This is a genomic window from Occallatibacter sp. (assembly GCF_049582745.1).
GTDB lineage: Bacteria > Acidobacteriota > Terriglobia > Terriglobales > Acidobacteriaceae > Telmatobacter.
The window spans coordinates 61,321-74,638 of record NZ_JBAUUO010000064.1 but is presented as its reverse complement, the minus strand read 5'-3'; the positions used below and the strand labels follow the sequence as shown (position 1 = coordinate 74,638).

Here is a 13,318-nt window from a genome sequence, read left to right as displayed (position 1 = left end):
AACACATGTCCACGCGTGATTTCCTCACCGGCTCTCGCGCCGCAGCCATCTCGTAAGCTGCAGAAAACAGCAAACTTCTCTCCAGAGTATGGGTGGGAGGGGGCCTGGCAAAACTGCGCCTCTGCGATTAACGCAAAAACGCGGACCCGAAGGCCCGCGTTCGAATCTGACCGGAAAATCGCACTCTATCGTGCGAACTTCACATACTTCCGCCCTGCATACAGACGGAAACCGCCCGACGGGTCGGCCATGATCTGGAGCGGCATCGGCCGCTTCAGCGCCTCATCTGTCCCCGCTTCCACTGAAAAAACATCGTGAGCGCCCACATCCGTCACATCGAATTTACCGCCCACAAACCCAACGCCGTAAACACCCGCCGGCAGGTTCTCGCTTCCGAATTTCAATGGGACCTCGGTAATGAAATATGCCTGGTACTTCGACGCCACATCGCTCGAGTAGCCGCTCGTGTCGACCATCGTCGCCAGCAGATAGTAGCCGTCAGAGAACTTGATGCCCGCCGAGTTCCGGAGTTGCGTCGGCGCCACTTGGGCCTTGTAGTAGACGCTCGAAGGAAGCAGCTTTTGCGTGTCGGCGGGCTTCAGAATCGTGCCGCCGCCCTGGGCCAGCGACCGCACCGGCGCTGCCATCATGGCCGCTGCCAGCGCAACGGCGCCCGTCAATTTCATCATTGCCTGAAAACGCATAGTCGATTCCTCCTGAAATTGCAATCGTCCCGGAGTATACAGCATGCATGCGCGCCCGGCCATCGATCCTCAGATTGAAGCTGCTCAAAGAGTTGAGGCGTGCAGCAACATACGCGCCAGCCAACCTGCGCATCCAAGCCCGCAGGTATAATCGCACTGTGTCGACAACGCCCGGCATCGCTCTCGATCCCGCAGCAACAGCAGAAAAGCTGCACGCGCTCGAAGACCGCCTCCGCGCGCTCGGCAGCGTCATGGTTGCCTACTCCGGCGGCGTCGATTCGGCCTTCCTCGCAGCAACGGCGCATCGTGTTTTAGGCGCGAAGATGCTCGCCGTGCTCGCCGACTCGCCAAGCCTTGCCCGCCGTGACATGGAGCAGGCAAATGCCTTTGCCGAGTCGCAGGGCATTCCACTGCGCGTAATTCAAACTGAAGAACTCGACAAGCCCGAATATCAACGCAACGATGCCAACCGCTGCTTCCACTGCAAAACAGAACTCTTCGATGGCATGAAGAAACTGGGCGTGGAACTCGGCTTTGTGCAGATTGCTTACGGCATGAATGCCGACGACCGCCGCGACTACCGCCCCGGCCAGCGCGCCGCCGAGGAACACGAAGTGCTGGCGCCCCTCGCCGAAGCCGGACTGACGAAACTGGAGATTCGGACATTGGCGAAAGCAGCTGGCTACACGCTATGGGACCGCCCTGCTGCACCGTGCCTCTCGTCGCGTGTCGAATACGGCCGCACCGTAACACGCGAAGTTCTTGAGCAGGTCGAGCGCGGCGAAGAGAGCCTCCGCCAGCTAGGATTTAGGGAGTTCCGCGTCCGCCACCACGGAGAAGTTGCTCGCGTTGAGATCGCCCGCGCTGAACTGGCCCGCGCGCTTACGCTCGACATGATGGACAGAATTTCAGCCGAGTTGCGAAAGGCCGGCTTTCAATACGTGGCGCTCGATTGCACAGGGTTTCGCTCCGGGTCATTAAACGCGGTGCTGCCGGCAGAAGTGCTGATGCGGCGCGGCGCGTAGGTACAATTTCATCTCCATGCGAATCGGATATTTGGAGTGCTTCTCCGGCATCAGCGGCGACATGCTGCTTGGCGCGCTCGTGGATGCGGGCGTGCCCTTTGCCTTGCTCGAAGAGACGACCGCGGCATTGAACGTTGGCGCGCGCCTTGAAATGCGCAAGGTCAGCCGCGGCGGCCTCGCCGGAACCAAGGTCGATGTCATCGTGGAAGACGGTGACATATCCGGACAAGATCATGCGCACAGTCACAACGATGCCGCTCACGCGCATGAGCACGGCTCAACAATCGCACACTCCCACGAACACCGCCACGCGGACGGCACGGTCCACACGCACGATCACGCTCACGAACACGATCATCAGCCGCATCGATCTCTCTCCACGATTCTCGGAATCATTGATCACGCGCCGATTACGGATGCAGTAAAAGCCCGCGCAAGCCGAGCGTTTCAATTGCTCGGTGAGGCCGAAGCAAAGATCCACTCGATACCGATCGAAAAGGTTCACTTTCACGAAGTCGGCGCGGTCGACACCATTGTCGATATTGTCTGCTCGGCCGTCGGGTGCGCGCATCTCGGGGTCGATCGCTGGATGGCTTCGCCCTTGAATGTCGGCAGCGGCACCGTCGAGTGCGCACACGGAACGCTCCCCGTGCCCGCGCCCGCGACGCTTGCGCTGCTCGGCGATGCACCGGTTTACGCTTCCGGCCCTGCGATGGAACGCGTCACGCCTACCGGCGCCGCAATTCTCCGCATGTTGAATGTGGAGTACGCTTCATTGCCCGCCATGCGCATCTCGGCATCCGGCTACGGCGCCGGCGGACGCGACACGCCGAGCCAGCCCAACCTGTTGCGCCTGCTCGTGGGCGAAGACGCTGCCGAGCACACCGGTGCCGAGCAAATCGCCATCCTGGAGACCGTGATCGACGACTCCAGCCCCCAGTTGATTGCCTACGTTAGCGAAGTGCTGCTCGAAGCCGGCGCCTGGGACGTGTATCGCATTCCCGTGCAGATGAAAAAGGGCCGCACCGGCGTGCAATTCACGGTGTTGTGCCATCCCGATAAGGTGACCGCATTGCGCGATCTTCTCTTTCGCGAGACCACCACCATCGGCATGCATTGGCGCATCGAGAACAAGGTATCCCTCGCACGCGAATTCAAGGAAGTGCAGACCGAGTGGGGCCCCGTTCGCATCAAGATCGCGCGCTGGCCGTCAGGTGAAGTTGCGAACGCAGCACCGGAGTATGAAGATTGCCGGCGAATCGCCGCTACGCATTCCGTTCCGCTGAAACAAGTAACGGAACAAGCCCGCCGCATGTTCGCTGCTGTAAACGAGGAGGAGCGCTAATGGATCGCTCGCAAATTGAAGCGCTGCTCCAGGACGTGGAGTCAAGACGCACCTCTGTCGCGGAGGCACTGGAACGCTTGAAAGACCTTCCGTTTGAAGACCTCGGCTTTGCCAAGCTCGACCATCACCGCGCCCTGCGCACCGGGATGCCAGAAGTGATCTTCTCTGCAGGAAAGACCACCGGCCAGGTTTCCCGGATCTTCACGCACATGTCGAAAGCGGGCGGCAATGTACTGGCCACGCGCGCATCCCGCGAATGCTTCGAAGCAGTCAGAAACATTGAACCGCGTGCAACCTATCATGAAATGGCCCGCGCCATTACACTTGAGCAGGCAAAAGCTCCGGTGGGCAAAGGAAATGTTTGCGTAGTCTGCGCCGGCACGAGCGATCTGCCGGTCGCCGAGGAAGCCGCCGTGACTTCGCGCCTGATGGGGAACGAAACGGAGTTGATCGCCGACGTGGGCGTCGCCGGAATCCATCGCCTCCTGGCGCAGAAGCAATCGTTGCAATCCGCGCGCGTCCTCATCGTCTGCGCCGGCATGGAAGGCGCACTGCCGACCGTGGTAGCGGGCCTCGTGAATGCCCCGGTGCTGGCCGTTCCCACCAGCGTGGGATACGGCGCCTCGTTTGGCGGCGTCGCCGCGCTATTGGGCATGTTGAACACCTGCTCGCCCAACGTGTCCGTTGTCAACATCGACAATGGATTCGGCGCAGCCTGCATTGCTTCCCTCATCAATCACATGGATTGATTGAGCCGCAATTACCGATAAATTCCGGCTGTGGATGCCGGGCGTTAAAATCCATCCGGGGGAATCCATCTCGATCAGTCGGACCCAATCCCGCCGCACGTTTCTCAAAACCGGCGCAGCCGCTGCTGCAGCGGCGCTCGTTCGTCCGCGCGCAGGATTCGGGGATGCACATGAGCCCTCGCAGATCACGCCGCCGCTCAGCCAGTTCGGCTACGGCGACGTCGAGCTGCAGGAAGGACCACTGCGTGAGCAATTCGATCGCAATCACGCGTTCTATCGCGCGCTCGACGAAGATTCGCTCCTGAAGCCTTTTCGCCAGCGCGCCGGATTGCCGGCGCCCGGTGAAGACATGAGTGGCTGGTACAGTTGGGCGCCGCTGGGCAACCTCGACAAGCCCGGCAACAATGGCTTCGCTCCCGGCCACAGCTTTGGACAGTATCTCTCCGGTCTTGCACGTGATTATGCAGCCACCGGCGACAAGGCCACACGGGAGAAAGTACACCGGCTCGTCACCGGCTTCGCTCCCGCGATCACACCGCACTTCTGGGACGACAACCGCTTCCCCGCCTACACCTACGACAAGATCTCCATCGGCATGATCGACGCACAGGAGTTTACCGGCGTCCCGCAGGCCTTCAAGGCCCTCGATGTGACGCTCGATTCCGTCATGAAATATCTGCCGCCTGGTGGAGTCTCGCGTGCCGAGCAATATGCGCGTCCGCATCGAGATGATTCGTTCTGCTGGGATGAGCCGTACACGCTGCCGGAGAACTTCTTTCTCGCCTGGCAGCGCGGCGCCGGCATTCGCTACAAGGAAATGGGGCAGCATTTCCTCGCAGACAGCTGGTATTGGGATCCGCTCGCAGCCGGCGACAATGTGCTCCCGGGCAAGCACGCCTATAGTCATGTCAACGCCATGAGCAGTGCGATGCAAGCGTATTTCGTGTTGGGCAACGAGAAGTATTTGCGCGCCGCACGCAACGGATTCGACTTTGTGCGTGCGCAAAGCTTTGCCACGGGCGGTTGGGGACCGGACGAGAATTTTCGCAAACCCGGCAGCGGCGATATTGGCGAAAGCCTGACCAAGACGCATTCGAGCTTCGAGACGCCGTGCGGCTCCTACGCACATTTCAAGATCACGCGTTACCTGCTGCGAACCACCAAAGACAGCCGCTACGGCGACAGCATGGAACGTGTGCTCTACAACTGCATCTTGGGCGCCAAACCGATCAAGGAAGATGGGCACGGCTTCTACTACTCCGACTACAACGAGGACGGATCGAAGGTCTATCACCCGTACAAATGGCACTGCTGTACGGGAACCTTTTCGCAAATCACCGCCGACTACGGCATCAGTTCGTACTTTGGCGATGACGAAGGCGTTTATGTGAATCTCTTTGTTCCGTCGCGCGTAACGTGGAAGCGCGGCAGCGAGCGTGTCGGCCTGGTACAGCGCACCGATTATCCGCATAGCACCTCAACCCAGATCGAAGTCGCGACCGAAAAACCCGCCGCGTTTGCGGTGTTCGTGCGCATTCCCGAGTGGGCAGGACCGAAAACATCGATCGCGGTAAACGGCAAGCGTGCAGCAACGAGCCCAACGCCCGGGCAGTTCGCTCGCATTCATCGCACGTGGAAAAAGGGTGATCGCATTGAAGTGGAATTCGATATGCCCACCACGCTTCAAGCAGTCGATCCGCAACATCCGAAACTGGTGGCCGCGGTGCATGGCCCGCTGGCACTTTTTGCCGTGGGAAAAATCCCCGCCACCGTGCGTCCTGAAGAATTAGCTTCCGTCGCCCAAGTCGCAGAAGGTTCCACCAACTGGCAGGCCAAGACGGCGACTGGCAACATCGCGATGCGCCCCTTTACAGCAATCGACGATGAGCATTACCGGTTGTACCAGAACGTTGAAGTCTGACGCGAATCGAGTTCCGGCTGCGGTCCTTTCACCCTGGTCTTTTAGAGTTTGAAAGCCCGCTTTCTCGAATCTCTTAATCAGAAAAGGGGTTGCTGTGGCTTTGACCGTTCAGGAACAGTTCGGGCAAATCGATATCTATGTCTTCGACCAGGTTTTGCGCGGGAACATCGCGCCCAGCATGCGCGTGCTCGATGCCGGATGCGGTTATGGACGAAACATCGTTTACCTTCTGCGCGAAGGCTGTGAGGTCTTCGCGCTGGACCTGGACGCGAATGCGATTGACCACGTTCGTAAGTTGTCCGCGTCTTTGATGACGGGCCTGCCGCAAGAGAATTTTCAGGTCGCGCCTATTGAGCGCATGCCTTTCGCCGATGGATTCGCCGATGTTGTCATTTGCTCGTCCGTGCTCCACTTTGCGCGCGACGAGGAGCACTTTCAAAGCATGCTGGCAGAGCTCTGGCGAGTCCTGCGACCAGGTGGAATGCTGTTCTGCCGATTGGGGTCAAGGATCGGCATGGATTTCGAGAGAGTGGGAGGAAATATCTTCGTCGTCGGTGATGGTTCGAAATGGTTTCTGGTTGACGAAGAGATGTTGATGGACCTCGTCGAAGAGCTGAATGCGGTGCTCGCCGATCCCCTCAAAACCACGATCGTGCAGGACTATCGCTGCATGACAACCTGGGTCTTGAGGAAGAGAAGAGGCTGAAGTGCACTCGGGCTCCGTGTTTCCAATTGACACCGCCCGCACGGTGACGGAGACTTGCAACGAGGAACCCAATCTCTTCCCCGGTGGCCCGAATCTGATGCAAAATCTTGAGCGCGCAGCAATCGTCTGCATCGCAGCTGCACTGAGCCTGTCGTGCGCGGCTCAGCACAAATCTCCGCTCGCGACCTACGTCAAAGAAGATGCCCCCGTGCTGGTGCTCGACCATGTGCGCGTTATCGATGGCACCGGCGCCGCGCCACAGGACGACATGCGCATCGTGATCGAAGGCGGAAAGATTACGGTCCTCGAGAATGCCGGATCGCACGGCAACTATCCGGCGAATGCGAAGGTGCTGGACATGACGGGCAAGACCGTGATGCCCGGCCTCGTCGGCATGCACGAGCATCTCTTTTACCCGCTGCCCGATCGCCCCGCCGACGGACTCGCCCTCTATGCGGAGGCGGCAGACAGTGCGCCTCGCCTTTACCTTGCCGGTGGTGTAACAACAGCCCGCACCGGCGGCAGTCTCGAGCCCTACACCGATCTCGAGTTGAAGCGCGCCATCGAGGCTGGAAAGATTCCCGGGCCAAAGCTCGACATCACGGGACCGTACCTTGAGGGCAAGGGCACGTTCGCCATCCAGATGCATCAACTCAGCGATCCCGACGATGCGGCGCGACTCGTCGACTATTGAGCAGCGGAAGGCGTGACTTCGTTCAAGGCGTATAACTACCTCACTGCGGACGAACTGAAAGCCGCAATCGATCACGCCCACGCGCACGGACTCAAAATCACGGGCCACCTCTGCTCCATCGGATTCAAGCAGGCCGCGGCTTTAGGCATCGACAACCTTGAACACGGTCTCGTGGTGGACACCGAGTTTCTGCCCGGCAAGAAGCCGGACCAATGCCCGAGTCAGCGTGAAACCATGAACTATCTCGCAAACAACGTCGACGTCGAAGGCGCTCCTGTGCGCGAGATGATCGCCGACCTGGTTGCGCATCATGTGGCAATTACTTCAACGCTGGCCATATTTGAAACGATGGCCGGCAATCGTCCTCCGATGGAGCGTGAAAGCGCCGCCCTGAAAACCCTGAACGTGGAAGCCGCAAAAGAGTACCTCACCGTGCGAGCAGGTAGCGCTGAACAGCAACTGGGACAAACACTCCTTCACAAGGAAATGCAATTCGAGCATGAATTTGTCGCGGCCGGAGGATTGCTGATGGCCGGTTGCGATCCTACCGGGTATGGCGGCGTGGTCCCAGGCTTTGGTGACCAGCGCAATCTTGAGTTGCTGGTCGAGGCGGGATTCACTCCGGTCGAGGCGATCCGCATTGCTTCACTGAACGGCGCGAAATACATGGGCAAGGATGCTGAAATCGGATCCATCGCTCCGGGCAAAGCGGCCGACATCGTGGTGTTGGACGGCAACCCTGCGGACAAGATCGAGAACGTCGAAAAGGTGGAGATGGTTTTCAAGGACGGCGTTGGATACTATTCGGCCGCGCTGATACGGTCAGTGACCGGCACGGTGGGAATTCGCTAAAAGTACTCCGCCGATCCCACGAGTCACCACTCTTACTGGAGAATTCCAACTCAGCCGCCGTATGGCATGGGCGGAACTTTGTCCAGCAGCCGCGCATACACCGCCAAAGCGCCGCGATGATGGGCCGTATGCTCCACCATGGCCCATACGATCTCGCTCGTCGGCTGCCCACCCATGATCGGGCCCGGTGGAAGCGGATGCGCAAGTTCCTCCGGCGTTTTCGATCGCAGGAACTCGACGGCGCGCTCGCATGCAGCGGCGAATGTCGCGCGTGCCTCCGCGAGCGATTTCATTTCTCTCCAGATTTTGCTCTGTTCTTCAAAGTTAAGATCGAATCCTCCGGGCCGTGTCACTCCATCGATGAACCAGTCGAGAGTCTGTGCGGTATGCGCCACCTGCTTCGCCACCGTCATCATCTCTTCGCGCGGGCGAAACTGTGAGTCGGCCTCTTCCAGAACACTGGTTGAGCGCTCAAAGAAACTTTTGCTCGCGAGGATCTGAGCAGCAAAGTCGTAACGCGAAGCTGTTTGATTCATGCGCGGCATGCTAGCAGAATCGGAAAGCTCGCACAGTGATGTACGCAAAAAAGACGAAAGCCCCACCCGGGTGAGGTGAGGCTTCCTCGTTGCATGTCTCTATTACGGCCGGTCGTAAAACCGGAAGAACAGCGATGGCTTGGCGCACGGCTCGGCCCTCGCCACCAACTCTGTCTGCTGATGTTCATTGATCGGCGTGAAATTGCGCGCCAGGTGAACATTCTCTTCGAGCTGCGTGGTCGTATCGCATCCGATAATCACAGTGCTCACCGGCCGCGAGAGAGTGTAGTACATCGCTTCGCGCATGGTCAGCGTGCCCGGCTTGTCGGTCTGGATCGTCATGCCTTCCCATGAGTGCTTCTGCTGCTCAATCGGCGGCGGCGTCCAGGTGGACAAAATGCGTCCACGGCCCGGAATCTTCATCCCGATAATGCCCATCTGCTTTTCGACGGCCAGCGGCAGCAGCGCCTCGTTGAAGCTGTAGTGATGCGGATCGGCCGCATTCATCGCCATCAGAATGCAATCGAAGTCATGCCGGTGAATGCACTCGATCAGCGCATCCGGCCGGTAGTGTCCGGTAATGCCGAGATAGCGGACCACCTTTTGCTGCTGCATGTCGAGCAAGGCTTCCATCGCGCCGCCTTTTGCAAAGATCTGGTCGACGTCGTAGATGGTGCCCACATCGTGCAACTGCCAGAGATCCACGTGATCGGTCTGCAGCAACTGGAGTGACTTCTCGATCATGCGCATCGAGCCATCCCGCGTCCGCTCCTTAGTCTTGGTTGCGAGGAATGCCTCGTTGCGGCGCTTCGCCATCACCTTGCCCACATACTGCTCGCTCCAGCGATCGGGCCCCCCGTAGATCGATGACGTGTCGAGGTAGTTCACACCAAGATCGAGCGCGCGGTCGACAATCGGCACAGCGATGTCAAAATTATTCGGTTTCTCCAATGCCGCCTGGCCGCCCAGCGAAAAGATGCCGACCTTGTAGCCCGTCTTGCCAAGGTTGCGGGTGGGCATGGCCTCCGGGGTCCGCGGATTTGAAGGCAGGGCCGGAAGAGTCTTGTTTGGCGTTACGGCAAACGCGGAAGGAGTCAGCAGCGCCGCGGTGGCGGCTCCGCCAATCTTCAAAAAGTCGCGACGGCCCCGGTTGCGGGGCGATGCAGAATTGTTCTCGCTCATGGAGTTGCTCCTGATTGGATCCCTGGTTGGATCACGGACACCGGCCCAAGTTACGGGCGACTCCATGATAAACCTGCGCGCCTGGCCACGTTTTGCGGCGCCTCGCATGAAGAAAGCCGGCCGATTTGCTAATCTAGGATTCAGGGAGCTTAAACATGATTACTTCCCCGTTCGTTGTCGTACCCGTTATCGCTGCAGTGTTCTTCGCCTGCATCCTGTGGGCAACCGGCGGCACTGCAGATGGAAAGACCGAAGACGGGCACCAGGCACACTAATCTCAAGAACTGGCTGGGATGCTGGCAGCCCATTTCTTGATCTCTCCCGCCTGGATTCATCGCAATCTCAGGCGCCGGATTGGTTGAATTCTCAATCAAAAGGGCCGCTGCGTAGATGCGCAGCGGCCCTGATTCATTTTGAGTTTGCTTAGTCGTGTTTCTTCTTGTCGTCCTTCTTCTGATCCTTGTTTTGTTTCTGATCGTTCTGCTGCTTGTTCTGCTGTGGCGGAGCAGCCTGGCGGTTTGGCGGTGGAGGAGCCGGCCTCTGCTGGGGCTGATACACCGGTCGTTGCGCAGGTGTCACCGGCCGCTGCTGCTCCTGCGGAGGAGAACTCGGCCGTCCCTGCGGCGGATTGTTTGCCGGCGGAGCTACCTGGTCCGGGTACCTGGTGGGCTGCACCGGGGCGAAGTCCTGACGATTCTGCTGTGGAGGCGGATTCTGGGGCTGTGGCTGGTTTGGCCTGCGATCCTGCTGATAATTCGGCCGATCCTGCTGCGAATTCGGAGGCGGCTGCATCGGCCGGCCTGTTGGCTGCACTCCAGGCATCACAGGCTGCGGTCCCTGCTGGCGATTGTTTTTGTTTGGCGACTGGTTCGGCCGATCCTGCTGTGAATTCGGAGGCGGCTGCATTGGCCGGCCTGTTGGCTGCACGCCAGGCATGACCGGTTGCGGTCCCTGCTGACGATCGTTATTGTTCGGCGACTGGTTCGGCCGATCCTGCTGTGAATTCGGAGGCGGCTGCATTGGCCGGCCTGATGGCTGCACGCCAGGCATGACCGGTTGCGGTCCCTGTTGACGATCGTTATTGTTTGGCGGCGGATTCTGGTTCAGCTGCGGATTCATCGGACGCTGAATCCCCTGGACTGGAGCCACCGGGTTTGCACGCGGCGCTCCGCCCGTGTTGCCATTATTCGGCGAACCTGTCCGTTGCTCCCGACCGTTTTGCGCCCCAGGAAGCTGTCCTCCCCCTGGGCGGTTCGGAACCGGATGCGCCGGAGCCGCCACAATCGTACGACCCGGCAGTTGATGCATAAGAGGCGCCGGCCTTACCGGTGCCGCGACCGGAGTCGCGCCCGGCCTGGCCGCGATTTGCCTGCCTTGCTGATTGATCAGTTCTGGTCTCCGGTTCGAAACCGGAACCGGCCGTGTAACAGGCCGCGACACAATGGCCCGCGGTGTAGGAGTCCCCTCAGGTCGAAGCAAAGGCCGCGCTTGCTGCATCTCATGGGCGTCGACGCGCACCGCGACGTTCCGCATTGACCGCCCTGAGGCAAAATCATCCTGGCGCATTGCCGACATGCCGCGCGTCTGATTCACATACGTCCTGTTCGTCACATTGACGACGTTGATGTATGTCCTCTGAACGTGTACCCGGGAAGACTCGCGAATGTTGGTGATATTCACCTGGTCGATATAACGCGGGCTGCAACGATACCAGGGACGATAGGCTTCTCCTGGTCCGAGTGGGAACCAGACGGAAAGGCCGCCTCCGCCACCAAAATGAACACCACCGGCAAACACCACCAGCGCGGGCGACCAGATTGGACGCATGTTGACCGGTCCCGGCACCCAGCCCCAGCGATTTTCATAGTTGACCCACCGGCCATAGTGGAAGGGCGCATAGCCCCACGATTCATCCTCAACCCACACCCATCCCCATGGATCGCGATTGATCCAGTGCCCGTTGTGATAGGGTTCCCAATCTGCCGAAACATTGCGCGGAAACCACACCGCACCGTATTCCGTCGCCGGCTGCCAATCGCCATTGGCGTCAAGGTCGGCCGCTCCTGGAATGTCGGGGCTGACGTATTGGAACGAGGCAACGCGTGCAAGTTGCTGATCCCTCTCCTGGCTCCACGAATCGAGATCGTCGGGCCCCGCAGGTTGCAGCCACTGCGGAGAAACGGGATTTGTACCGGCAAGTTCGAGCGACTGGCCATAATCGAGTTCCTGGCGGAAATCGCCCGCGGCCGTAATGTCCGCAAATTGCCCCAAGTTGGTGAAGATGGTCGCGCCATCGGTGGGCAGCACGTCTACGCGCAGATCGCCTGCATTCCCGAATTCCGCGTCACCGTTCGGCGTGCTGATATCGAGCAGTTGCCGTGGCCACAGCCCGAAGCTGTGCAAGCGGATCGAACCCTGGGCAATGCCAAAATTGATGTTGAAGGTTGAATCATCCACGAGCGTGATGTCCGAGTTCGGCCCGATGCGCACATAGGTCTGGCCTACCTGGATCTCAGCGCGTCCGTCGGAATCGGTAAAGATACGGTCGCCGGGACCGACAGGAAGATTGGGATACGCCTGGCCCCACTCGTCCGAAGTAACCGGCTGTATCGACACATTCCCTGAGATATACGAGATGCGGCCGGCTTCGGGGGGAGGATCATCCTGCGCGCAAGCTGAAGCTGCCGCTGCCATTGCCGCGGCGCACACAGCAGCAAGTAGGATTCGTTTGGAGGAGCTGAGAGCAAACATACAAGGATCCTTTCGTCTTCTACTGCGCCGGTTTCACGAGGCGAGGTGCCAGAAAAACATCCACTCACCGCCCGCATTTCCACCGTGAACCAGTCTTGAGACTACAAACTACTGAGAATACTAACCCCGGTCCTAAAAGAAAGTAGTACCAAGTAGCTCTAAGATGTTGGAATCAGGTTAGGAACCAGCGGAACCGGCGGCTGTGCCGCACCGTATCACAGAGAGTGAGGGTGAGTCTGATGAATCGAAAGGCGATCTGTATTGTGCTGGGAACAGCCATGGCAACCGGAATTGCGGGCTGCCGGGTCCACGTCGACAAGGATAAAAATGGAAACGAGAAGAACGTTCAGGTCGACACACCGTTTGGCGGAGTCCATGTCAATACGAACCAGATTTCCGCCGCCGACCTGGGGCTGCCCGTCTACCCGGGCGCTGAAATTGTGAAAGACAAGGAGCATGACAAATCTGCCGACATCAACATGGGCTTTGGTGAGTGGACGCTGCGCGTGCGGGCGGTGAATTACGCCACTTCCGATACGCAGGACAAGGTGACCGCGTTTTACAAGAAGGCCCTCGGCCGCTACGGTGACGTGATTACCTGCCAGGGAAATGCCCCCATCGGCACACCCACCGCGACGTCAGAAGGGCTAAACTGCAGCGACAGCGGGAATCACGGAAACGTGAAATTCGATGACAAGGACTTTGGCGGTCACGGAGGCCTCCAACTCAAGGCCGGATCGAAGCGCCACCAGCATATCGTCGGGTTTGAAGATCCCCTCGACGGGAAGACTCGATTCGCCCTGGTCGCTCTCGATCTGCCAGCCGCTGCGGACGGAAAGAATAGCGACTAAGT

The 13,318-nt window shown here is 59.4% G+C and carries 12 protein-coding genes; 8 read left to right on the top strand and 4 right to left on the bottom strand.

From position 1 onward, the window contains the following. Positions 1-185: 185 nt before the first annotated feature. Complete coding sequence (locus WCA10_RS10455; protein ID WP_472822457.1) at positions 186-704, bottom strand: hypothetical protein; 519 nt, start codon at positions 702-704, stop codon at positions 186-188. A 47-nt stretch (positions 705-751) separates the two neighbouring features. Between WCA10_RS10455 and larE the strand changes: the two genes are divergently transcribed. The 7 genes from larE to WCA10_RS10420 all read left to right on the top strand — a co-directional run bounded on the left by larE (position 752) and on the right by WCA10_RS10420 (position 7,996). Next, positions 752-1,729: an ATP-dependent sacrificial sulfur transferase LarE gene (gene larE / locus WCA10_RS10450; protein WP_472822456.1), complete on the top strand. Its 978-nt coding sequence runs from the start codon at positions 752-754 to the stop codon at positions 1,727-1,729. Between the two features lie 16 nt (positions 1,730-1,745). Next, positions 1,746-3,074: a nickel pincer cofactor biosynthesis protein LarC gene (gene larC, locus WCA10_RS10445; RefSeq protein ID WP_472822455.1), complete on the top strand. Its 1,329-nt coding sequence runs from the start codon at positions 1,746-1,748 to the stop codon at positions 3,072-3,074. Further along, positions 3,074-3,823, top strand: a complete 750-nt coding sequence (larB, locus tag WCA10_RS10440) for a nickel pincer cofactor biosynthesis protein LarB (RefSeq protein WP_472822454.1) — start codon at positions 3,074-3,076, stop codon at positions 3,821-3,823. Before larC ends, larB begins: the two co-directional genes overlap by 1 nt. Positions 3,824-3,857: 34 nt before the next feature. Continuing rightward, entirely contained in the window at positions 3,858-5,744 is a 1,887-nt protein-coding gene (locus WCA10_RS10435) for a beta-L-arabinofuranosidase domain-containing protein (RefSeq protein ID WP_472822453.1), read from the top strand. A 94-nt stretch (positions 5,745-5,838) separates the two neighbouring features. After that, the gene (locus WCA10_RS10430; protein WP_472822452.1) at positions 5,839-6,450 is read left to right on the top strand and encodes a class I SAM-dependent methyltransferase; all 612 of its coding nucleotides are present in this window, start codon (positions 5,839-5,841) and stop codon (positions 6,448-6,450) included. Positions 6,451-6,466: 16 nt separating this feature from the next. Beyond that, positions 6,467-7,144, top strand: a complete 678-nt coding sequence (locus WCA10_RS10425; protein ID WP_472822451.1) for an amidohydrolase family protein — start codon at positions 6,467-6,469, stop codon at positions 7,142-7,144. A gap of 12 nt (positions 7,145-7,156) precedes the next feature. Next, the gene (locus WCA10_RS10420; protein WP_472822450.1) at positions 7,157-7,996 is read left to right on the top strand and encodes an amidohydrolase family protein; all 840 of its coding nucleotides are present in this window, start codon (positions 7,157-7,159) and stop codon (positions 7,994-7,996) included. Between the two features lie 50 nt (positions 7,997-8,046). Here WCA10_RS10420 and WCA10_RS10415 read toward each other — a convergent pair whose 3' ends face one another. From WCA10_RS10415 to WCA10_RS10405, 3 genes are all read right to left on the bottom strand, one after another. After that, on the bottom strand, positions 8,047-8,532 hold the full coding sequence (locus tag WCA10_RS10415; RefSeq protein ID WP_472822449.1) for a DinB family protein: 486 nt from the start codon (positions 8,530-8,532) through the stop codon (positions 8,047-8,049). 102 nt (positions 8,533-8,634) lie between these two features. Then, the gene (locus tag WCA10_RS10410) at positions 8,635-9,714 is read right to left on the bottom strand and encodes an aldo/keto reductase (RefSeq protein WP_472822448.1); all 1,080 of its coding nucleotides are present in this window, start codon (positions 9,712-9,714) and stop codon (positions 8,635-8,637) included. Positions 9,715-10,137: 423 nt separating this feature from the next. Beyond that, positions 10,138-12,465, bottom strand: a complete 2,328-nt coding sequence (locus tag WCA10_RS10405; RefSeq protein WP_472822447.1) for a DUF6600 domain-containing protein — start codon at positions 12,463-12,465, stop codon at positions 10,138-10,140. Between the two features lie 239 nt (positions 12,466-12,704). On the opposite strand from WCA10_RS10405, the gene WCA10_RS10400 reads away from it, so the two are divergent. Next, positions 12,705-13,316: a hypothetical protein gene (locus WCA10_RS10400; protein WP_472822446.1), complete on the top strand. Its 612-nt coding sequence runs from the start codon at positions 12,705-12,707 to the stop codon at positions 13,314-13,316. Positions 13,317-13,318: the final 2 nt, after the last annotated feature.